Source organism: Vreelandella nigrificans, assembly GCF_002374315.1.
In the GTDB taxonomy this organism is placed as follows: domain Bacteria; phylum Pseudomonadota; class Gammaproteobacteria; order Pseudomonadales; family Halomonadaceae; genus Vreelandella; species Vreelandella nigrificans.
Map to the genome: position 1 here is coordinate 1 of NZ_NWUX01000010.1, position 21,726 is coordinate 21,726.

Sequence of the window (21,726 nt, forward strand, 5' to 3'; positions counted from 1 at the left end):
TTGGGTAACTCATCTGCACGGCCTTGCTGGATCAGGGCAATTTCTTCCACTAGTAGCTCAAGGGTGGTGTGATCCATGACTAAGTGGTGGCTAGGTAGCTGCAGCAGCCAGCGATTTTGCTCGGCATCATATGCAGCAACTGCCCGTAGCATGGGGGCTCGACGCACATCGATACGATGGTGTTCAGGGTCCACCTCAGCATGCAGCCGTTCAGCGACGCAGTGAGAACCATTTCCGTCCAAGTCTAGCCATTCGAGGGCTAGTTCGGCATATCGGTAAACCACCTGAACCGGTTCGTGGAGTCCGTCCCAAAGCACTGCAGTACGCAGAATGTCATGACGGTCAATCAGTTTGTTGAAGCAGGCAATAAATGCTTCCAACCGCTCCTGGCAATCAAAACCGAGTAAATGTTGAGTTACATAGGCATCTCCTTCCTGCTGCAGACGGTGATGGAAGAGGATGCCCTCCTGCAACGGTGCCAGAGGATAGATGTCCTGAATATTGCTAGCACCGCCGGGCACTGCCGCTTCGATCGCGTGGATCTCTTCGGCATTAAGCTCGATTAGCGTCAACATCTCAGACTGGAGAGCCTGGCAATCGAGAGGGACTTGATTTGGCGGGATGATAATTTCATCCCGCAATGGCTTCTGGGCTATAGCCTGAGCAAAGGCTGTCAGTTCCGGGTATTGGAACAGGGTACGCACCTGCGCTGTCAGACCGCGATGCCGCATTTTCTCAAGTACTTTCAGAGCCAGCAGTGAATGGCCACCCAGCTCAAAGAAATTATCGTGTCGGCCCACCCGTTCGACGCCAAGTATCTCTGACCAGATCTCTGCCAGTGCTTCTTCTATTTCGCCTTGAGGTGGTTCGTACTGCGAGCCGCTGGCTAAAGCAGGTTCAGGAAATGCCTTGCGATCTATCTTTCCATTGGCATTCAACGGCAGTGCATCGAGGGTGACTACGACGCCCGGCACCATATAATCCGGTAGCTTTTGACCCAGCGCCTCACGTAGTGAGCTGGCGTTGAGTTCAATGTCGGCCTGGGGAACTACATAGGCCACTAGCCTGGAACCATTAGGGCCTTCCTGGGCAATCACCACCGTCTCACGCACTTCCGGCTGAGATAGCAGTTGCGCTTCGATCTCCCCCAGCTCGATACGGAAGCCGCGTATTTTCACCTGATGGTCGGTACGCCCCCAGTACTCAAGTTGACCGTCTTCATGCCAACGCACCAGATCGCCGGTGCGGTAGAGGCGTTCGCCCTGTACAAACGGATCAGCGATAAAACGTTCTGCGGTAAGGCCAGGGCGGTGCAGATAGCCGCGTGCAAGACCTGCCCCCGACACGTAAAGTTCTCCAGGAACTCCTATGGGGACTCTATTAAGCTGGCTATCCAATACATATGCGCCGAGATCTGGAAGGGCAATCCCAATGGGACTACGCTGACCTGTCAGATCATCAACTGTCACACGCCGGTAGGTGACGTGCACCGTGGTTTCAGTAATGCCATACATGTTAATCAGACGGGGATGATCATCACCGAAATGCTCAATCCAAGGACGCAGGCTTTCCGGCTCTAATGCTTCACCACCGAAGATCACTACACGCAAAGCTAGGCCTTCCGTATTATAGAGATCAGGGGTGGCCATCAACTGCCGGAAAGCTGAAGGGGTCTGGTTTAGCACCGTGATGCGTTGTTGGCAGAGTAATGCGAGGAAGTCCTCCGGCGAACGACTTACCCAATAGGGCACCAAGACAAGTTTACCGCCTGTACACAGAGCCCCAAACACCTCCCACACTGAGAAGTCGAAGGCGTAAGAGTGGAACATCGTCCAGGCATCCTGCCCGTCGAAATTGAACCAAGGCTCCGTGGTATCAAGCAATCGCGTCACATTGGCGTGACATAGCTGCGCCCCTTTAGGTTGCCCTGTGGAGCCCGAGGTGTAGATCACATAAGCAAGATTTTCGCCGTGCAGCGCCACGTTTGGATTGGTCGACGCATGATGCGTCACATCCAACTGATCCATTTCAATGGCATTCAGGCTCCCCACAGCCGGCAAGATGTCGCGCAGGTGCTGTTGGGTAAGCAGCAGCTCGATGCCACTGTCCTCGACCATATAGGCCAACCGATCACTCGGATAATCTGGATCTAGCGGCACATAGGCGCCACCCGCTTTGAGAATACCCAACAGCCCCACCACCATCTCAATAGAGCGCTCAACAGCGATACCCACCCGCGTCTCAGGCTTTACGCCTAGGCCGATCAGGTAGTGGGCCAACTGGTTGGCGCGGGTATTGAGTTCGGTGTAGTTGAGCGACTGATCTTCGAATACTAGTGCCGTAGCCTCTGGGGTTGCCGCAGCTTGGCGCTCTATCACGTGATGGATGGGTTCGACCGGACTATCGGTTGCTTCGCGGCTTCCCCAATCGCGTAACAGTGCTTTTTCGGCATTGTCAGGGAGCTCTATGGAGCAGAGTTGTGTTTCTGGCTTCTCTAATAAGACTCCTAGTACTTCCTGGTAATAACCAATCAATCGGTGGATGGTTTTTTCATCGAATAGATCGGAATTGAACTCTAGAGCGCCAACCACTTGCTCCTGCTCGATGAAAATATCCAGAGATAACTCAAACTTTGCACTCGTCTGCGAAATATCGATCAGTTCGATAGACACATCATCTAACTGAAGCTGTTCGGTATCAGATCTGAACTGAAGGCCAAATATGACCTGAAACAACGGTTGTCGAACGGGATCCCGCTTTACTTTCCGTTGTTCGAGCAAGACTTCCAACGGCATATCAGCATAGTTAAGCGAGCCCACTGCATCCTTTTTAACCTGCCGACATACGTCACGCAGCGTCATAGCAGGATTCACTCGTACTCGAAAAGGCAGTGTCGTGATGAAGAAGCCAACGACCTCCTGAAACTCCTCCTGCTGGCGCCCTGACGACGGTACGCCAATAGCGAAATCATGCTGCCCACAATAGCGGGCCAGGACTACTTGCCAGGCGGCGAAGAGTGGCACGAAAGGAGTAAAGCGCTCTTGGTGACAAAAGGCTTTTAGGGAACTGGCGAGGCTGCTATCCAACACGAAACGCTTTGTGGCACCCCGAAATTCTTGCTGTTTGGGATAGACATGATCAGTGGTGATTTCTAACGGCGGGACATCATCCCCAAGATGCTCATTCCAATACTTAAGTTCCTTATTAATATCTCCCGTTGCCACTCTCTTTTGTTGCTGTAGTACATAGTCGCCATATTGCACGGGCAAGCTTGGAAGCTTTGCATTTCTGTCTTGGCTCAATGCCTGGCGATAGGCTTCACTCAGGTCGGATTCGATGATGCGGTTAGACCAAGCATCCGAGATAATGTGGTGAAGACAAACAACTAATACGTAACTCTTTTCCTCCAGCTTGATCAAACGGGCTACCAGCAATGGTGGCGCGCCTAAATCGAAGACATGCTGCGCGACATTCTGGATAGAACGCTCCAGCCTTTCGCCCTGCTCCGGTGCAGCCAGCTCAGAGAGATCTTCTCTACGAATAGAAAAAGGGACGCTGGGGAGCACAGACTGGTGTGGTACACCGTTGCGCTCGAAGAATCGGGTTCTCAATACGCTATGGCGTTGAATCAGTGCTTGAAAGGCGCGCTCTAGCGCCCCTGCATCCACGTTTCCGGTAAGCTGATAAGCACGCGGCTGGTTGTAGGCGGTAAGATCCGGCGAATAACGATGCAGGAACCAAAGCTGCTGCTGGGAGTATGACAACGGCAACACAACATCTTCACGAACGGCTTCAGACACTCCATCTTGCCCTTCCCTGCCATTACCAGGTGCTGCCACATCTTGTGGATGAGCCACTTCCTTCATCGCTAAATCCTCGTCCTTAACCACATTACAAATATTTTTGCCAGGTAAACTTGGCATCTCAATTGGTATCAAACGCGGCTAGCGCGCTCGTGCTGACTTCAGCGACACTCTCGCGTAGAGCAGCACCCAACTCAGCAACGGTGGGATGATCGAACACCACACCGGGGGCTATCTCGACCCCGAACTGCTTACGAATGCGTGCCACCAGCTTGATCACCAGCAAGGAGTGCCCACCCAGCTCGAAGAAATCGTCATCAATGCCGATCTCATCACGACCAAGCAGATCAGCCATGGCTTGACACAGGTTGGCTTCCACGGCATCCCGGGGCTTCACCAGGGTTTTTCTTTCCGCGGTTTTTTGGGCCAAGGCTTCTAGCGCGGAGGTGTCTACCTTGCCGTTACCTAGGCGGGGGAAATGCTCAACAGGGATAAAATGAGAAGGGCGCATGGGCTCGGGTAGCAGGGCCGTCAGCTGCTTGCGAAGCTGGGCCTGGCCTTCAATGGACGTTACCTCGGCGTCAGCGATCAGGAACGCTACGAGCTCCTGGGTATCACTGCCCCTCCCCATCAGGCGAACCAGGCTCTGTTTAACCCCTGGCTGTGCTTGCAACATGCTTTCGATTTCCGCAGGTTCAACACGAAAGCCGCGTAGCTTGATCTGGTCGTCAGCTCGCCCAATAAGGCGTACGCCACCCTCGGGTAGTACACACGCCAGATCGCCAGTGCGATAGAGCCGTTCACCGGGAATAAAGGGATCTTCGACAAACGAGGAAGCATCGCTATTGAGATAGCCGCGCGCCAGTTGGGCGCCGCCCAGATACAGCTCACCTACGGCACCAGTGGGGGTCGCGTGCAAGTTATCGTCAAGTACTCGATAGCGGCAGTTCGGTAGCAGCTGGGTTAGCGGCAACGGGCCTGCAATATCCTGCGACAGCGATACCGGGTGCACCATAACGCCCACCGTAGCTTCTGTAGGGCCATAGTGGTTGTATAGTTGGCTCTCAGGCGAAATCCGCGCAATGCTCGAAAGTAAGGCAGGTGAAGCTGCCTCGCCGCCTAGAACCAGCGTTTTAGGCAACCGGGGAACTTCGCACTCCAGCAGGGCCTCCAGATGAGACGGCACTATCTTGAGCGCATCGATATCGGCCACCGACATAAAGCGCGCAAAGTGGTCGCCATCCTGCATATCGTCAGGTGCGGCGATCACCAGGCGGGCACCATTGAACAATGCACCGAACAGCGCTGTATTACCCAGGTCGGTGGCTAGCGACCCGGTCAGTGCCCAGCGCTGGCATACCGATAGCCCCATGGCCTTTGTGGCACCGGCGACGTAGTTGAGCAGTTGACCATACTCAATCACCACGCCTTTGGGCGTGCCTGTGGAGCCAGAGGTATAGAGGATATAGGCCACGTCGTTGAGGCCAGGTTCTGGAAACGACAATGCGCCACTAGCCGACTCTTCGATGCCTATTGGCAGCCCTACACTGCGGATACCAGGCAGGGCCAGTGCTGTGAGTTCCGCCTCGTCGTTTTCAGCGCTCACCACTAGAGCGGGCTGGGCATCCTCAAGCACTCGCCGCTTACGCTCTACGGGCCACTCCGTGTCGAGCGGCAGGTAGGCGGCACCTGCACGCCATACTGCCAGTAGCAGCACGACCAAATCGGTGGAGCGGGACAGGTTGAGCGCAACATAATCCCCATGTTTGACGCCCTGGTTATCCAGCCACTGCGCGATACCATAAATGCGGGTTTCTAATTGGGCGTAGCTCAGCGTGCGGCCCTGCTCCTCAATGGCAATGGCATCCGGCGTCGAAGCAGCCCAAGCGGCGATATGGGCAGCTACGCTACGCTCGCCCACGTCGAGCACACTCCCCTCACTCGACAGTAATCCCTGCTGTTGCTCTAGGGAAATCAGCGGCACCGAAAATAGCTTTTGCGCGGGGTCAGCCAGGCCCGCCTGTAGCAGCGTCTGGTACTGACCCAGCAGACACTCGGCCGCTGCTCGGCTATAGCATGATGGGTCGGTATAGAGCGTCGCCACCACGCCGCTCTCAATGCGACCAATGTGCAAGGCAAGTTCAAATTCTGCCGATGGCCCAGGCAATTTTCGCAAGCGCCACTGCAAACCGGTCGTATTTAATTCATCCACTCCCTCTGAAAATCCGAATCCCGCTGCGAGGTGGCGCTTATCGGGCAGCGCATCAATCGACCAATACTCTTGAGCCTGGGTATGCGCCTCTAGCTGCTCTGCTAAACGGGTAATCCAGCTAGAGAAGTCACTATCAGCGACACCTTCAACCAGCACCGGCAGCACCTTGTCGAAGAGCCCGATCGCCCCTTGCATCACCTCGTAATCCTGGCGACAGTCGTGTTGCCAACCACCTATTACACTCTCATTACTACTAATTCTGGCGAGTAACGCCCACCAAGCCGCCTGCAGCACTACCTCTGCGGATACTTGAAGCTCGTCTGCCAGGCTATCGATACGCGCTACCAAGTCTGGTTCTAGTTCCCAGGCCACATACTCATGTTCTGCTCGCACGTCATGGCGGTTCGCTTGCCTGGCAGGTAAACGGCATGCTCCTGCCTGCTCGGCATGCTGCTGGTGCCCTTGCCAGTACTCACGGCCCTCTTCGGCGTCATCGTCGTTTTCGAGCGAAGCGCGCCACTCGATGAACTGGGAATACTGCAGCGCAGACTCATCATCGGCGCCTCCGCTCTGATCGTAAGCATCCGCCAACGCCGAGAACAGCGACTGCAGGCTGCTACGATCCGCCACTAACGCCGAAACAGCCAGTACTAATACCCAGGTTGTTTCACCAGTACGCAGCAGCGCTGGACGCAGCAGCTCACCACTCTCAATGGCCATGGGCCGGTGCTTGAGTGACTCGCTATAGTTATTAAGCCAGTTGTTAAGATCGTCGTTGAGCAGCGCTTCCTTGTCATCGCTGCCACGTAAGTCCTCATGCCGCCACTCGATAGCAGGAAGGTTTTCAAGCGCTTGGTGACGCAGCCCGCGGTACCCGGCCACGCTCTTCAAAGCCGTTGATAGGGCTTCATGCTGTAGCCTAAGGTCGCTCAGTGCACGCTCCAACCGCGAGCTATCAAGAGCACCTTGGATATCGACCACCATGACAGTAGCCTGCGCCGATGCTGCCTGCTGGGTATCATTTTCATTAGCTTCCGCCGCCATCAACACTGCGCGCTGTTCAGGGCTAAGCGGCCAATGGGCAAGGCTCTGCTGTTCCGTTATCGCATTCATTTATCGACTCCCAATACCCGTAACTTTATTGGCCGACCAACTCGGCATCGGCACTTGCCCCTTGGGCCTCTTCCAGCGCCGAACGCTCATAGATGTCTCCCATCGCCACCACAATCTTGCGTGGCCCCTCGTAGGGATCCCGGGCATGGGCCGCTAACATGTTGTCGACCATCACCACATCGCCCCGGCGCCAGTCGAAGCGCACCGCGCAGGCTTCGTAGGCATCGCCGACAACCTTCATCATCTCGTCGCTAATCACGGATCCATCACCGAAATAGACATTGCGTGGCAGGCGCTCCTGGCCAACCATCCCAAGCAGGTCTTCTTTCACATCAGGCTCAAGGCAGCTGACGTGGTGGAGCTGCACCTGATTGAAGAACACTCGATCACCGGTCACTGGATGCGTCACCACTGCAGGGCAGCGCGTGCGTGTCTGCAGCTCATCATCGCCCAACCACTGCCACTCGATTCCCCCCTCTTTGAGCCGCGCTTCAACCTCCTCCCTGCTATCGGTTTTGAAAAAGTCTCGCCAGCTCACGTCCAGATTGCGGGTGAAGGTGCGCACATAAAGCAGCTCTTTGCGCTCGAACTCCTCCACCACGTCGGCGGGCAGTTGGCGTAACATCTCGCGGCAATCAACGATCGGGGTGGCGCCTCCAACAGGAGAGGGGAACTCGCAGAAGAACAGCTGCTTGCGCGGCCAACGCTCCAAATGCGAACTCTCATTGTGATAAAGAATCATCTGGCGCTCAGGGTAGGGAGTTGAACGATAGGTATTGCGCCCCCCTTCTTTCTTGGGCAGGTCACCATAATTGCCGTAAAGGCCCGGCTGGATAGCCTCAGCAAAAGCTTCAAACTCTTGCGGAGTGGTCAGACCAAAGTTACGGAACAGAATGCCTGCGTGCGTGCGTAAGTGTTGCTCGATAAAATCACGCTGGGAGGTTGCCCATGCAACCGCATCAAGGTCAGCGTCCGTCGCTTCGATCACGAGAGGAAAGACTCTTTTTTCGTCGAGCAATGCCGTTCGTATCGGTGAATCACTGTTGGTCGAGGGGCGCGCACCTGGCTGGGATTTCAGGCTGCCAAGCTTGTTGAGTTTGGAACCTTTTGAAAGCTTGTTTTGCATAGCGTGTTTCTCCATTAGGGGTAAGCGAAACTCCTCGACGGGCATGTTGGGAGCTTCCACGATCTGCGCTAGTAGCGACTGCCAGGCACCGGTTAAGTGCTCAATGGTTTCGCGTCGGTACAAGGTAGTGGCGTAGACCCACTCGACTGATAGTCCGGTATCACTCTCATCAACGAATACCGCCATATCGAACTTCGACTCCTGCCTGGGCTGAGGCATTACCTCCACCTCAAGACCCGGTAGTGAGAACCGCTCGGTTGGCGTGTTTTGTAGTACGAAGAGGGTTTGTATTAGGGGGGAGCGATCGCGCTCACGGCCAATCCCCGAAAGCTCGACAATTCTGTCGAAGGGAACATTTTGATGATCGAACGCATCCAGCACGCTGGTCTGTACTTGCTCAAGCCAGTGGCCGAAATCAATCTGTCCATCAGTCAAACGAGACCGCAGCGGGATTACATTGACAAAAAATCCTATCAACGGCTCAACACTGGGATGGCTACGGCCAGCGACATCGGTTCCCACCACTAAGTCATGCTGCCGGGTCTGGCGATGCATCAACAGCTGAAAACTCGCCAACAGCAGCGTAAATAGCGTGGTGCCACGCTGTGCGGCAAGCTTGTTCAACGCTTGTGATAGGTCTGGACTCAGTTTCATGCTCAGGGCACTACCGGCATGCGATACTTGACTAGGCCTAGCGAAATCCGCCGGTAGAGTTGAGAGCGGTGGGGCACTGTTTAGATAACGGCGCCAGAAGGTTGCGCTTTGCTCAAAGGCCTCTCCCGACAGTGCTTTCTCATGCCAAGCAGCATAGTCCACGTACTGAATACCAAGTTCGGGTAACCCAGACTCCTCCCCTTCCAGCAATCCCCCGTACAGAGTGGCAAATTCCCGGATGAATACGCTCGTGGACCAGCCGTCGAAGACGATGTGGTGAATCACCAGGATCAGGGCGTGCTCTTGTGCACCAAAACGCAGTAACCCCGCCTTAATTAGAGGCCCAGTGGCAAGATCTAACGGTGTGTTCGCATACTCGGTGAAAGTATCTTGCAGATATCGCTGTTGCTCCTGCTCTGCAAGATCGCTGCAGTCCAAAACAGGAAGTTCGATGTTTCGCTGATCCTCTACAACCGCGATGGGATCACCGCTCTCGCTTTCAGGGTAGTGGGTACGTAATGCTTCATGCCGCGCAACGATGGCATTAACAGTTCTTTCCAGAACCTCTATATTCAATTCCCCTTTCAGGGAAAATAGCGCAGGAAGGTTATAAGCGGCACGCTCAAGGTCGCCCGCCTGACTTGCTAAGCGATCAACCAACCAGAGCCGACGCTGGACAGGTGCTAAAGGTAGTTCCGAATGGCGAGAAATCGGTATCAGTGGATTCTGGACACCTCCCTGATGGGAGGCCAAAGGAGTCGCCAACCGGCGCTCTACCTCATCAACCACGTCACAAAAGCGCGGCTTTTCCATGACCGATCTGGTTGGGAAATCAATCGCCCAATGGTCGCTAATGCGTGAAGCCAACTGCACCGCCGCCAGAGAATTACCACCGCTGGCAAAGAAGTGGGCATCTCTTCCTAGTGACTTACTTTGCGACAGAGTCTCGTCATCCCCCAGCACTTGGCACCAGAGCTTCGCTAACGTCTGCTCCGTTTTGCTCCCGAATTCCGCGATAGATTGCGATGCCTTTCCACCACTGGTGTTACCGTCACCACCGCTGACAAAATGCCCAAAGGCGTGAACGGCGTAGGCATCCAGACTCCCCGTCTCCCAGCCTTGACGGCAGGCGCTGCGCTGTAGCTTGCCGCTGGAGGTTTTGGGGAGGCCACCGGGGTTGAGTAGTAGCACAACAGAAAGTGGTTCATGGCAAGCGGACCCTACCGCCTCACTCAGCGCTTCGACCAACTTCTCGGCGGGCACTAGCTTCTGTATGCCGCGAGAGACTTCTGCCGCAACGCCGATCCCTTCAGCACCTTCGGGGGTGGTCACTGCAAAGGCTGCAATGCGCCCCTTACGGACCGCTTCTACCTCAGCCTCGATAGCACACTCGACATCCTGGGGGTAGACGTTATGGCCGCGCAGAATGATCAAGTCTTTAATACGCCCGGCGATATACAGCTGCCCTTGGTGTAAAAAGCCTAAATCGCCGGTGCGTAGCCAGCGATCGTCTTGGGCGTCGTGGCCCAGTGCATTGGCATCGTGAGCATCGCTATCGTGGGCACCGGTACGTTGCCAGCTAACGCCATCACGGGTAACAAAGGTTTTGGCGGTTGCTTCAGGGTTATGCCAATACCCATGCGCCACGCTGGGCCCATTGACCCAGATCTCGCCAACGTCGCCTTCGGGCAGCGAGTGAAGCCCTTCGGGATCGACAATATCGATAGTGTGATCGGGTTGCGGCGTGCCACAGCCCACCAGGGTATTGCCTTCGGCTGTTGAGGACGCCTGCCCCTGAGCCAGCAATTGTTGCGAAAAAGCAGTGCCAAGTACCCCCGTACCACGAGGATTACAGCTAACCAGCAGTGTGGCTTCAGCTAAGCCATAGCAGGGAGCGGCGGTGTCAGCGGCGAACCCCGCTGGCAGGAAGCGCTCAATAAAGGCTGTAAGGGTATCGTAGCGCACGGGTTCAGCGCCTGAGAACGCTACCCGCCAGCTGGATAAATCGAGTGTCTCAATCTGTTCGTCGCGAATACGCTCAAGGCACAGCCGGTAGGCGAAATCGGGGCCACCACTGATGGTACCTCCGTAGCGGGAGATCGCTTCCAGCCAGCGTACCGGCCGCTGCAAAAAGAAGGTCGGGCTCATCAATACCGCAGGAATGCCACGATAGATGGGCTGGAGTAGGCCGCCGATCAGCCCCATATCGTGGTAAAGCGGCAGCCAACTAACGAAGACATCGTCAGCACCAATCGAGAAGCCTGTCTCGATAGCGCGCTCGTTAGCCATCAGATTGCCATGGCTGACCATAACGCCTTTGGGCGTGGCCGTGGAACCGGAGGTGTATTGCAAAAAGGCGATATCACCACGCTTAGGGAAATGCTCGACCCAGTGTTCAGCGCGGCTCTCATCTACGGCATCCACGGGGATCAATTCCGCACTACCGAAGCCTTCACTTGCCGATGCGACCACATCGATAATCGTCGTAGAGGTAAGCACACAAACGGCCTGGGAGTCGGCTGCAATGGCCAATAAGCGTGCCAAGTGCTGCTGTTTGGCCGACTCCGGTGGGAAGACCGGTACAGCAATTACCCCAGCGTACAGGCAAGCGAAAAATGCCACTACATAGTGCTCATCGTTATCCAGCAGGATCAAAGCACGCTCACCAACCGCGAACCGCTGCTGTAGCTCGCTGGCCAAAGCACGTGAACGCCACTCTAGGGTGGAGTAATCAAGGATAGTTTCACCTTGAGCGTTCACCACAATCAGCGCCCTGTCGCTGGGCCTTTCACGGGCTAAGCGACTTAAATGCTCGACATAGCTTTTAAAAGCGTCGTTTCTAAGAGCATCGTTATGGGACGGATGGCTGTTCATTGTCTGGGTGTGCCTTGTATCCATGTGCGTACCTGCTAAAAGTTCGAATCCTGAGAATAAAGAGTCAGTACAGAGCGTTGCTGCTGTGGCAGCGTCGAGGAATACTCAAGCTTGGCAGCTCCAGTCCCTTAGATGATTTAAACTCTGTCCTGATATGCCTCACTGATGTGTACATACTTAACCTCCAGAAAGACGGGTGCAGTGACACCCTCTCGGCTCGGTATCGACATACCCCAGGGCTGCCGCATAGCCATATGGCGCTGGCAGCGGCCATGCTTGCAGAGGCAATGAAACGGGAAGCGAATGATCAAGGTAATAGGTGTCTGGCTGCCCTAAAAAGGAGGCAATCGAGAGTGCTTGCAGATGGTCAGCTATGCCCAGTCCCAGTGCCTTGAGCACTGCCTCTTTAACCACCCAGCGCTCAATAAAGGGCAAGGCAGACCGGCCGCTATCGTGATAGCGTCGCTCACTCGGCGATAGAATCAGGTCGCTCAGTGATGCAAGCTCAGCCTCGGGCCGACGGCGTTCAATATCGACCCCCACCTGCCCACAAGTTGCCAGCGCAATAAGGGCATATCCCCCTGCATGGGAGACATTGAACGCCAGTCCATTAGCGCTCTTCAGAAGAGGTTTGCCATAGGCGTTCTCGCTGAACACCAGCTTTTCTGGCGCCATACCGGTTTGTGCTGATAGCAGCCGCCGCAGAGCAGCACGAGTCGTCACGGCACGCACTACATCGGCGTGATGACGAAACCGGCACGCACGCTGCCGCTCTGTTTGACTCAGCAACCGATAGTCCTCATCTGCAATAGGGGCCTCCAGATCAAGAGGCAACTGCCAGACCGTGAGCCCCACGGGTAGCGTTTCAGCTAACCGCAGGCGCTGCATAAAGCACCTCCTCTAGGCGCAGGGTCAGTGCCTGTTCGATGGCTGCCACTACTTGCCCTTCCTGCTGGCGAATAAAGAAGTGCCCTCCCTCGAACCAGTTCAAAGAAAACGCCTCGCCCGCTACGCGCTGCCATGCTTCCAGGCGCACTTTCTCAATATCATCAGCAAGGCCCGCTAACACTTTGACGGGATAGTCGAATGGCGCACTACTGCGATAACGGAAACTACGGCAGAGGCGATAGTCCGCCGCCAGAACATCAAGCGTGAGACGCATCAGCTCTGGGCTTTCGAATACTTCCTCTGGCGTGCCGCCCTGTTGGCGAAGATCCGCAATCAGGGCCTTATCGTTATCAAGGCCCGCCAAGCGCTCTGAATCACGCATTGAGGGCGCTGCACTACCTGAAGCGAATAGCATCCGTGGCTGAGGGCGCCCCACATCGCGCAAGCGAGCAGCGATGCCATAAGCCAGCAGCGCCCCCATGCTGTGACCAAACAGGGCAAAGTCACCGCGCATCCGCGTTGCCTGCTCTTCGCACAGCTTTACGATCTGAGTTTCGAAGTTGTCGACGAGCGGCTCACCCAAGCGCTCACCCCGCCCCGGCAACTCAACGGGGCACACCTCAATCCACGCTGGCAACTGGCGCTTCCAGCGTAGATACATGGTGGCACTGGCCCCAGCGCAGGGCAGGCAGAGCAGCTTTAGCCGCTTAGCCTGCATCCGCAGGCTCCGCTTCAGCAGCCTGCTGCTCGTCCATCCACTGACGCAGAGAGAGCGGCCGCATGTCGGTCCAGGTTTTTTCGACGTACTCTAGGCAGGTTGGCTTATCGCCAAGCACACCGGTATCCGTCCAGCCAGCAGGAATTGCTTTCCACTCAGGCCAGAGGGAGTACTGCTCTTCGTGGTTAACTAACACGCGGAAAACAGCATCTTCACGATCAAAACAGCTTGTCATGGAACTAACCTCATCGTTGACAAAGAAATGAGAAATAAAACGCAATTGCTTCTCATTACTTAACGACGAGTGAGATGACTAAAAATTTAATGAGGAGGGAGAAGAAAGTAGAAAAAAATATGACCGGGTCTAAACGGCTCTATATGTTTTACACGTAAGTGCCGCTACACCGCCAAAGGAGGAGAATCAGGAAAGGGAACTCTGAATCAGAAGAAGCAAAAGCAGGAACTTGCCAGGCACGCACCAAAAGACAGCCGGATTCAATCGACCGCTACTGGGCATAGATTTCGTGCCAGCCGGTTCGAAAGAAATTGGCCGGAAGACAGGAATTTGCAGTCGATCAGCATTAGATTTGGCAGTCGCCTAGCTACGCTCATCGCTGCGAGGGATTAATCCTGTCAGTAGCCACAGCTGTTCTGCTTCATGGAACACTCGGCGATGCTGAGGGGAATCCGCCAACCACGCTTGGAAGACTTCACGATCAGCATCACTCAACGTCTTCTCATGCTCGCGCATCAGCCAGTCAAGCGCAGTTTGCCAAACGGCATCATCGCCGCTGTCGTTATTCATCGTTACTGTCAATCCTCGCTACTGCTGCCTGCCATCGGCCAACTGACTAGGGAAGCGTCCAGGGTTTTCAACGCTATCGTTGTTCTTTGACAGTGTAACAAAGCAGCCACAAAGAGGGGATGGAACGTAGGCTTACTAATCTGGCAACGTCTGACTTTGTAGCGACTGGCGGCAATGAGTCAGTGCATCGCGAATCATAAAGTTAACCAATGTGGTCGAAATGCCTAACTGTTGCGCCACTTCACGCTGAGTGTGCCCCCCTGAGCGATATAGCTCAAAGGCATACCGTGTGCGCTCAGGTAGCTCATCCAATGCTTCCACAACGCACCCCAGCGCTTGGCGATCAATCGCGATTGTCTCTGGTGAGTGCGTATTTAAAGCAGCGTTAACGCCTTCCTCTTCTTGCGCAAAGAGGGTTGATTCAAACGCTGAACGCCGACAGCGATCAATAGCGAGGTTACGCACCACTCGTGATGCGTAAGCGATAGGCTGCTTAATGACAAAAAGGGTCTGTGTTTCTGAAATTTTTAAGTAGGCATCCTGCACAACATCATCGGCTTGATCGGCGCTTCCCAATACTCTTGCAGCGACACAACAGAGCCTTTGCCGCTGATTAACAAAGATATCTTCTAACTCAGCGTTCCACGTCTGGCTATCCACGGCTAGGCCTCCTGCCTTAACGAGTGCCACAAATCAAATAGCAATAATTATTATTTGCGTTAGAGAGTGATAAAGTCAACCATCTACACCTAATGCGTTTTTTATAATGTTATGCCTGTTGATAAAACAACGGTGTGGGGTGCGAATCTTCTTCGCATTAAGCACTCGTTAATTATCATCGCAAACTGCACTCATCAATGTCATTTTCGTGTCATTAAGTGGGAGTTACAGTTATCTAAATGGGTTGAGAATGACCATGCACCCAGTGCTACGAAAGCTCAGCCGTTCTAGTTCTACATCTGGAGACAATCAATGTTTGCTAGCAGCAACGACTTACTCGAAACAATCAAGCAAGCAGCCTATGAGGCTGGCACGTTGTTGCGCGAGGGGTATACGCAAAAGGGACGGATTGCTTTTGAGCAAAAGGGGGCATCTGACTTTGTTAGCTACTACGATACGACAGCCGAGAACATCATTATCGACTGCATCAGCAGCGCTTTTCCGGATATTGCTTTCCTTGGCGAAGAGAGCGGCCTGACGCCCACCGATAGCGAGTATACCGTCATCATTGACCCCCTCGATGGTACCAGTAACTTTCTGCATGGGGTGCCGCACTTCTCGGTATCCATTGCGGTGACTAAAGGTGATGAGCTGGTCATCGGTGTTGTTTATCAACCATTACTTGATGAAATGCTTTGGGCAAGCCGTGGCTCTGGCGCCTTCCTCAACGACACACCACTCGCCACACCGGAACCACGCCCATTGACCGAGATGCTGGTGAGCACCTGCCTGCCCTACCATGCCAAAGGAGACTGCACGACGGCAATTAGCCAACTCGCTGCGCTAATGCCCCAAGTGGCTGGTATCCGCAGCCCAGGCTCTGCGGCCCTTGAGATCGCCTATACCAGCCTGGGCCGCTTTGATGCCTTTTGGTCCCAGGGCGCTGCACTCGACTTTTGGGATATCGCCGCTGGCATTGTGATTGCTCGTGAAGCTGGCTGCACCGTAACCGACCTCTCTGGCCAGGAAAACCCAGCCCAATGGGATAGCTTGCTTGCGGCACACCCTGAACGGCATGGCCAACTGCTGGTATGTTTACGCTCTTGATGATATTCGCACTGCGCACCGTGTCTAACGGCGTAAATCTTTTCATTTTTTAGTTAAAAATGAGAACCATTAGCACTAGAATGGAGCTATTACTGTTAAGCCAACGCTAGGAGTTATTCATGTTCGAGGTCAGAGGCGCTACCTTTGCAATTAATGGCAAGCCCCTTTTGCAGCCCATTGAGCATACCTTTCAAGAAGGTAAGATCTACGGCTTGATTGGTCACAATGGGTCAGGAAAATCGACCTTGATAAAACTGATGGCGCAGCAGCAACCCACTAGCCAAGGTGAAATTCACTTTGACCATCGCCCGCTGAGCGACTGGGGCAACCGTGAGTTCGCTCGCCAAGTGGCTTACTTACCGCAGCATTTGCCTAGTGCCGAAAACTTAACCGGACGTGAGCTAGTAGCTTTCGGCCGCTACCCTTGGCATGGCCTGCTGGGGCGTCATACTCAAAAAGATAAAGACGCCATTGATCGCGCTATTACCCTGACCCATACCGAGGCCTTTGCCGACCGCTTGGTTGATACGCTTTCCGGCGGTGAACGCCAGCGGGTATGGCTCGCTATGCTGTTGGCACAAGGCAGCCGCTTTTTACTGCTGGATGAACCACTGGCAGCGCTGGATATCGCCCACCAGATGGAAGTATTGGCGCTAATCCGCAAGCTATGCGATGAGTTGAACCTTGGGGTCATCATCGTGCTACACGATATCAATATGGCGTCGCGTTATTGTGATGAGTTGATGGCGCTACATAGTGGCCGATTGTTAGCCCACGGCACACCAGACCATATGATGCGCGAAAGCACCTTAGAGGCCATTTACGGACTCCCCATGCAGGTGATGAAGCACCCAAATGGAGCACACAACATCGCCGTGGCCCAATAGCCAGGTCCCAATAACCCAGTCCCAATAGCCAGGTCGTTGCGACTAAGCCATTGCTCTATAAAATTTAAAAGTCTATAAACTTTAAAAGAAAATAACGCGCTAATGCTAGCCGTAAGTCACTATTAACTATTAACACTAGTCACCATAAAACTGGTCACGATAAACATTAGCCACTACCAGCATTAGCGCGAATTAACTTATTTACTCTTTCTTTTGCCCCCCTGGCGCGCCTTAAAACGAGGGTTGGTTTTGCAAATCACATATAAACGACCCCGACGTTTAACGACCTGACAATCCTGATGACGGTTTTTGGCGGACTTGAGTGAGCTAAGTACTTGCATGGCATCTCTCCCGACTAAGACTCAGAGGTTTGGCGTGAAATCTTGCCAAAACGCTGCTGAAAGCGGGCCACTCTTCCTTCTGCAGAAACCCTTCGCTGTTCGCCGGTATAGAACGGGTGTGAGGCGCTGGAAACATCCAGGTCAATGACTGGATAAGTCTTGCCATCTTCCCATACGACCGTCTTCGAAGACGTACAGGTAGAACGAATCCTGAACATAGCCCCGCAAGTGGTATCGCGAAAAACCACATAGTCATAGGCTGGATGAATACCTTTTTTCATAATATACGACCCCGAGTTATGAGATAACATAACAATTAGATATGATTCTCATTAACAAGTAAAGTGGCACATTGCCACCTTCTGAAAGATTTCATTGCCTATACAACTCCCAGGCCATTTCCTGGCAATGCTGCTGGGAACGACTGAAAACCCGTCTACACTCAAATGACTTATCAGGCTGCCTAGAGAACAATGTAGATGACATCCTCAGCTTTTCTATTACCCGTAATTATGACGGGAAGCTTACTATCGGTAAGCGTAGCTAATGCCCAAACATCGAGTGACTCACCGCTTTGGGATGATGCCTTGGTTAGCGCTGCAAAGCAGGTAACACTAGGGCCTCGGCCGCTGTTTTTAGTTAACGATATGAGTACGGACAACGATCACGAGCGGGCGCTAAAATCTTCTTTACTAACCTGTGCCGCCGAGCACACCCAGTGGCAACACTCTCCGCTCACTATTGGCCACCGCGGTGCGCCGCTACAGTTTCCTGAACATACCTTAGAGTCTTACATTGCTGGAGCCCAAGGCGGTGCAGGCATTATCGAGTGCGATGTCGCCTTTACCGCCGATGAGGAGCTTGTCTGCCGTCACTCCCAGTGCGATCTGCACTACACCACTAATATCGTCGAAACCGAGCTAGCTGAAAAATGCAGCGTGCCTCCCGCTTTAGATGAAAACAGCGGAGAGCTAATGAATGCGGCAGATATTCGCTGCTGTACAAGTGATATTACGTTAGCCGAGTTTCGCAGCCTCCAAGGCACGATGGAGGGAGTGAATACTGATGCAACCACCCTTGAAGAGTACCTTGCAGGCACGCCAGAGTGGCGTACGGAGCTTTACGCTACCCGCGGCACATTGATGAGCCATGCGGACAGCATTGCGCTGTTTCAGCAACTGGGAGTACAGATGACTCCCGAGCTAAAAGAACCCGAAGTCGATATGCCATTTACAGGCCATTCAGAAAACGGGTTCACGCAGCAAGCGTACGCACAAAAAATGATAGATGAGTATAAAGCGGCTGGCATCCGCCCCAGTGATGTGTTTCCACAGTCATTCAACCTGGATGACGTGCTGTACTGGATTGAGCATGAACCAGAGTTTGGCAAACAAGCAGTTTACCTGGATGGCCGATACAGCGATGACTCGTTTGATCACACTAACCCCGATACGTGGCAGCCAAGCATGCAGTCCCTAGTAGAAAGTGGCGTTAAAATTCTCGCACCACCAACTTGGATGCTACTGGAAGCGAACCCAGAGTTCGGCAGCGATGAACACGCAAAGCGCTTGCAGCCTTCTCTCTATGCTCAGCGTGCTCGTGAAGCAGGCCTAACCATGATCACTTGGACACTCGAGCGGTCAGGGCCTTTAGCAGATGGCGGCCAGTGGTATCACAGCACGACTGAAGATGTTATTCAGCGTGAAGGGGATAAATTGATCACCTTGGATGCTTTAGTGAATGATGTTGGCGTCATCGGCGTATTCAGTGACTGGCCTGCAACGGTGGCCTTTTACGACAACTGTGCACAGCGGGGCGCGCCCTAGGTCGAAATCAATACGACCAGCCTGTTGATAAATCAACGCCGTGGGGCTTGGCACTACGATATTCTGGCTCGTTAGCCTTAAGTCGCCAAGTTCCACCAACATGAAGACAAAAGCACCAGATGAAAAGCTAAGAGAAGACCAATAACGCCGCACATATTGCCGCGCCGCTGGCAAATGGCCAAAAACGGCTATGGCGGTCTTCTGGCAACTCTTCTTTCAACACATTCAAGACAAGACCACCCGCCACAAAGGCATAAAGTAAACTGATAACCGCTTCTGTCACTTCATAAGTATTGCCCACTAACCAGCCTGAGACGACTGCCGCAGCTAACACCCATCGCCCTTTCGCCAAGTAATTATGCTTATGGTGCTGAGCTAACCCATGATCATTGACTAAGAAATGGAACCCCATGGCCAAAAAGAAGAACACAATTTCCGGGAATTGGTTGTCTCGGTATACCAAAAGGTAGCCAATCAGCGCGTTATAAAGCGAAAAGGATCCTATATGGATCCAAAAAACGCCTTTCTCTTTCTGTGGTGATACCTGCATTTGTACACGATCACGGCGTGTATGCTGCTTAGCCACTTGCTCTAAGCCATAGAAAACACTTAATCCAATTAAGGCAACAATATAAGCATTGTGTTCCAGCACAACTAGCGGACCATGCTCTTCTATTGTTTGATGAGCATCATTAAGCGCAGGAAAAATATGGATAAAGACATAACCAACCGATACGCCACCCGCAAACGAAAGCCAAGCACTGCGTGGGAGCGCACTTAGGCGCTGTAGCTTACCTGCGAACAGATGGATAGCCGCGAGACCCATAACAAAGGCAATTTGCAGCCCCATAAAGAATACGCTCCCTGTCTCCTACGATGCCGACAGTACTTAATCAAAACTGTACTTAATCAAAACTGTACTTAATCAAATAAGCTCATTCGCTTCATCACGTTATCGCGCTTAATCTTCCAGTGAAAGAGTGCTCCTGACACGTGTAGCACTACCAACCCTAAAATGATCCAACCAAGCCGCCCGTGCCACATAAATAACTGTTCTGAAAGCTCTTCATGCCTGCCAATAAGCCCCGGTAAATGCCAATGGAAAAATTCCACAGGAAAGCCGCCGCTAGCAGTTGCTGTCCAGCCTATTATCGGCATGACAATCAATGCCAAGTAGAGCAAGTGGTGCACGCTGGTGCTAACAATACGCTCAAACGCATTAAGCGGCGGGTCATGATCGGGGATGACAAATGCTAAACGGGTAATAATCCGTAACGTCATTAACAGCAAAAGAGCCACACCTAGGGTTTTATGGCTGGTATAGATTACGTTGGTAAGCGCATTGCCCAATAAGCTTACTGCTCGCTCATAACCTAAAAAACCCAGTGATAGACCGCTTGCCAATGAGAGCAGCACGACACCGGCTACCAGCCAATGCAGCACCCTGTGCGGGTAGATATAGTGATCCAACTCATGCATGAGATACTCCTAGCGGCTAATCACATGGGCTAATCGTGCACCACAAAAGTTTAGCGTAGTTCAGTCACAAGGGATTCGAGGAGTTAATAGTGCCCCCCTTCGACCAATTTTCCGCCTCAACTTCTTGGAAAAACACCTGCACACTTTGCGGGTCAACGCTATATACCTCAACAAAGGCTTCTGTAATACGTTTTGCCAATTCACGCTTTTGCGTTAGATCACGGGGGAATTGCTGAATAGTTACAATAGGCATCATGGTTTCCTATACATCGGTCAGTAAAATCTCACCTTATAACGCTTCGCTGGGCGCCGCCAGCTGTTCACGAATTAGCTCGCCCAGCCTGCGTGCAGGCTCTGAGGGGCGATGCGGCGCACGGTGCAGCGCTAATTCAATTACGGGTAATGCAGGCATGCCGCTGCTCTCATCCAGAGGCCGTAGCGAAGGTGTCAGCATGCTGCGGGTAACCACCACCACGGCCAACCCCGCCATTACAATAGGCGCAAGACCTGCCATGGATTGGCTGGTATACGCCACACGCCACTCTCGGCCTGCCGCTTGTAACGCTTGTTCTGCCACCTCACGAAACACATCCGCGCCTGGAGAGTAGAGAGCAAGGGGGATAGGGTCACTTAGCGAAGGCTGCTGGTTAATACCTACTGCCCAAATAAGCGGCTCACGGCGAATGACCTCCCCTCCGGGCGAGTTACGCTGGCGAGTCACCAACGCCAGGTCAATCTCAGCAGCCTTAACTTGCTCCACAAGATGCGCGCTGGTGCCGCAAATCACCGTTAACCCCACGGCGGGATAAAGTTGGTGAAAGTAGGCAAATACTGAAGGTAGCAGAGACGCATAGTCCTCAGGGATCCCGAGCGTTAGATCACCGGTTACCTGCCGGGCCTGCATATCGCTCCAGGCTTCGTCATTGAGTGCTAGCAATCGGCGAGCGTGGGTTAGTAAACGCTCACCTTCGGGTGTGAAGCGTAAGCGCCGCCCCTCCCGCTCATGCAAACTTAGTCCTAACTGGGTTTCTAAACGCTGCAGCTGCATGCTAACAGTGGACTGGGTATACGCTAACCGCTTGGCCGCAGCAGTAACACTACCCGTATCAGAGATTGCTACCAAGGTTCGCAGAAGTGTCAGGTCTAATGTAGGCGCTCTCATACATCACCATTATTGATAAAACCAATCATAAAAGATCGATATTGTGATGAATTAATTCTGAGTATGCTGCG

Annotated in this window: 17 protein-coding genes; 3 read left to right on the plus strand and 14 right to left on the minus strand. The window is 53.5% G+C overall.

The features are described 5' to 3' along the window. The 8 genes from CPA45_RS12200 to CPA45_RS12235 all read right to left on the minus strand — a co-directional run. On the minus strand, nucleotides 1–3,866 hold a 3,866-nt coding region (locus CPA45_RS12200; protein ID WP_165771549.1), incomplete at its 3' end, for a non-ribosomal peptide synthetase. 58 nt (nucleotides 3,867–3,924) lie between these two features. After that, on the minus strand, nucleotides 3,925–7,128 hold the full coding sequence (locus CPA45_RS12205) for a non-ribosomal peptide synthetase (RefSeq protein WP_096651825.1): 3,204 nt from the start codon (nucleotides 7,126–7,128) through the stop codon (nucleotides 3,925–3,927). Between the two features lie 25 nt (nucleotides 7,129–7,153). Continuing rightward, the gene (locus CPA45_RS12210; protein WP_096651826.1) at nucleotides 7,154–11,806 is read right to left on the minus strand and encodes a condensation domain-containing protein; all 4,653 of its coding nucleotides are present in this window, start codon (nucleotides 11,804–11,806) and stop codon (nucleotides 7,154–7,156) included. Between the two features lie 153 nt (nucleotides 11,807–11,959). Continuing rightward, nucleotides 11,960–12,670: a 4'-phosphopantetheinyl transferase family protein gene (locus CPA45_RS12215; protein ID WP_096651827.1), complete on the minus strand. Its 711-nt coding sequence runs from the start codon at nucleotides 12,668–12,670 to the stop codon at nucleotides 11,960–11,962. Then, a complete protein-coding gene (locus CPA45_RS12220; protein ID WP_096651828.1) occupies nucleotides 12,648–13,388 on the minus strand; it encodes a thioesterase II family protein in 741 nt (246 codons plus the stop codon). Before CPA45_RS12220 ends, CPA45_RS12215 begins: the two co-directional genes overlap by 23 nt. After that, nucleotides 13,378–13,623, minus strand: coding sequence for an MbtH family protein (locus CPA45_RS12225; protein WP_096651941.1), 246 nt, complete (start codon nucleotides 13,621–13,623; stop codon nucleotides 13,378–13,380). The genes CPA45_RS12220 and CPA45_RS12225 overlap by 11 nt, the downstream gene beginning before the upstream one ends. A 363-nt stretch (nucleotides 13,624–13,986) precedes the next feature. Further along, nucleotides 13,987–14,193, minus strand: coding sequence for a FecR/PupR family sigma factor regulator (locus CPA45_RS12230; RefSeq protein ID WP_096651829.1), 207 nt, complete (start codon nucleotides 14,191–14,193; stop codon nucleotides 13,987–13,989). 135 nt (nucleotides 14,194–14,328) lie between these two features. Further along, nucleotides 14,329–14,853: an RNA polymerase factor sigma-70 gene (locus tag CPA45_RS12235; RefSeq protein WP_096651830.1), complete on the minus strand. Its 525-nt coding sequence runs from the start codon at nucleotides 14,851–14,853 to the stop codon at nucleotides 14,329–14,331. Between the two features lie 312 nt (nucleotides 14,854–15,165). Between CPA45_RS12235 and CPA45_RS12240 the strand changes: the two genes are divergently transcribed. Together CPA45_RS12240 and CPA45_RS12245 are read left to right on the plus strand one after the other, a co-directional pair. Further along, on the plus strand, nucleotides 15,166–15,960 hold the full coding sequence (locus CPA45_RS12240) for an inositol monophosphatase family protein (protein WP_096651831.1): 795 nt from the start codon (nucleotides 15,166–15,168) through the stop codon (nucleotides 15,958–15,960). A gap of 119 nt (nucleotides 15,961–16,079) precedes the next feature. Next, complete coding sequence (locus tag CPA45_RS12245) at nucleotides 16,080–16,847, plus strand: ATP-binding cassette domain-containing protein (protein ID WP_096651832.1); 768 nt, start codon at nucleotides 16,080–16,082, stop codon at nucleotides 16,845–16,847. 197 nt (nucleotides 16,848–17,044) lie between these two features. Here CPA45_RS12245 and ykgO read toward each other — a convergent pair whose 3' ends face one another. Both ykgO and CPA45_RS12255 read right to left on the minus strand, forming a co-directional pair. Then, nucleotides 17,045–17,188, minus strand: coding sequence for a type B 50S ribosomal protein L36 (gene ykgO, locus CPA45_RS12250; protein ID WP_078086519.1), 144 nt, complete (start codon nucleotides 17,186–17,188; stop codon nucleotides 17,045–17,047). Between the two features lie 14 nt (nucleotides 17,189–17,202). Beyond that, the gene (locus CPA45_RS12255; RefSeq protein WP_096651833.1) at nucleotides 17,203–17,469 is read right to left on the minus strand and encodes a type B 50S ribosomal protein L31; all 267 of its coding nucleotides are present in this window, start codon (nucleotides 17,467–17,469) and stop codon (nucleotides 17,203–17,205) included. Between the two features lie 198 nt (nucleotides 17,470–17,667). Here CPA45_RS12255 and CPA45_RS12260 point away from each other — a divergent pair, with 198 nt between their 5' ends. Further along, the gene (locus tag CPA45_RS12260; protein ID WP_096651834.1) at nucleotides 17,668–19,014 is read left to right on the plus strand and encodes a glycerophosphodiester phosphodiesterase family protein; all 1,347 of its coding nucleotides are present in this window, start codon (nucleotides 17,668–17,670) and stop codon (nucleotides 19,012–19,014) included. 127 nt (nucleotides 19,015–19,141) lie between these two features. Here CPA45_RS12260 and CPA45_RS12265 read toward each other — a convergent pair whose 3' ends face one another. The 4 genes from CPA45_RS12265 to CPA45_RS12280 all read right to left on the minus strand — a co-directional run bounded on the left by CPA45_RS12265 (nucleotide 19,142) and on the right by CPA45_RS12280 (nucleotide 21,655). Beyond that, the gene (locus CPA45_RS12265; protein ID WP_096651835.1) at nucleotides 19,142–19,864 is read right to left on the minus strand and encodes a hypothetical protein; all 723 of its coding nucleotides are present in this window, start codon (nucleotides 19,862–19,864) and stop codon (nucleotides 19,142–19,144) included. 71 nt (nucleotides 19,865–19,935) lie between these two features. Next, nucleotides 19,936–20,493 carry a cytochrome b gene (locus tag CPA45_RS12270; protein WP_096651836.1) on the minus strand — a complete coding sequence of 186 codons (558 nt, stop codon included), beginning with the start codon at nucleotides 20,491–20,493 and terminating at the stop codon, nucleotides 19,936–19,938. A 64-nt stretch (nucleotides 20,494–20,557) separates the two neighbouring features. Next, nucleotides 20,558–20,746 carry a tautomerase family protein gene (locus CPA45_RS12275; protein ID WP_096651837.1) on the minus strand — a complete coding sequence of 63 codons (189 nt, stop codon included), beginning with the start codon at nucleotides 20,744–20,746 and terminating at the stop codon, nucleotides 20,558–20,560. 36 nt (nucleotides 20,747–20,782) lie between these two features. Next, complete coding sequence (locus tag CPA45_RS12280) at nucleotides 20,783–21,655, minus strand: LysR substrate-binding domain-containing protein (protein ID WP_096651838.1); 873 nt, start codon at nucleotides 21,653–21,655, stop codon at nucleotides 20,783–20,785. Between the last annotated feature and the right edge of the window lie 71 nt (nucleotides 21,656–21,726).

Coding starts and splice junctions, on each gene's coding strand:
- CPA45_RS12205 (WP_096651825.1), bottom strand. CDS start 7,128: ATGAATGCGATAACGGAACAGCAGAGCCTTGCCCATTGGCCGCTTAGC.
- CPA45_RS12210 (WP_096651826.1), bottom strand. CDS start 11,806: ATGGATACAAGGCACACCCAGACAATGAACAGCCATCCGTCCCATAAC.
- CPA45_RS12215 (WP_096651827.1), bottom strand. CDS start 12,670: ATGCAGCGCCTGCGGTTAGCTGAAACGCTACCCGTGGGGCTCACGGTC.
- CPA45_RS12220 (WP_096651828.1), bottom strand. CDS start 13,388: ATGCAGGCTAAGCGGCTAAAGCTGCTCTGCCTGCCCTGCGCTGGGGCC.
- CPA45_RS12225 (WP_096651941.1), bottom strand. CDS start 13,623: ATGACAAGCTGTTTTGATCGTGAAGATGCTGTTTTCCGCGTGTTAGTT.
- CPA45_RS12230 (WP_096651829.1), bottom strand. CDS start 14,193: ATGAATAACGACAGCGGCGATGATGCCGTTTGGCAAACTGCGCTTGAC.
- CPA45_RS12240 (WP_096651831.1), top strand. CDS start 15,166: ATGTTTGCTAGCAGCAACGACTTACTCGAAACAATCAAGCAAGCAGCC.
- CPA45_RS12245 (WP_096651832.1), top strand. CDS start 16,080: ATGTTCGAGGTCAGAGGCGCTACCTTTGCAATTAATGGCAAGCCCCTT.
- ykgO (WP_078086519.1), bottom strand. CDS start 17,188: ATGCAAGTACTTAGCTCACTCAAGTCCGCCAAAAACCGTCATCAGGAT.
- CPA45_RS12255 (WP_096651833.1), bottom strand. CDS start 17,469: ATGAAAAAAGGTATTCATCCAGCCTATGACTATGTGGTTTTTCGCGAT.
- CPA45_RS12260 (WP_096651834.1), top strand. CDS start 17,668: ATGACATCCTCAGCTTTTCTATTACCCGTAATTATGACGGGAAGCTTA.
- CPA45_RS12265 (WP_096651835.1), bottom strand. CDS start 19,864: ATGGGGCTGCAAATTGCCTTTGTTATGGGTCTCGCGGCTATCCATCTG.
- CPA45_RS12270 (WP_096651836.1), bottom strand. CDS start 20,493: ATGCATGAGTTGGATCACTATATCTACCCGCACAGGGTGCTGCATTGG.
- CPA45_RS12275 (WP_096651837.1), bottom strand. CDS start 20,746: ATGCCTATTGTAACTATTCAGCAATTCCCCCGTGATCTAACGCAAAAG.
- CPA45_RS12280 (WP_096651838.1), bottom strand. CDS start 21,655: ATGAGAGCGCCTACATTAGACCTGACACTTCTGCGAACCTTGGTAGCA.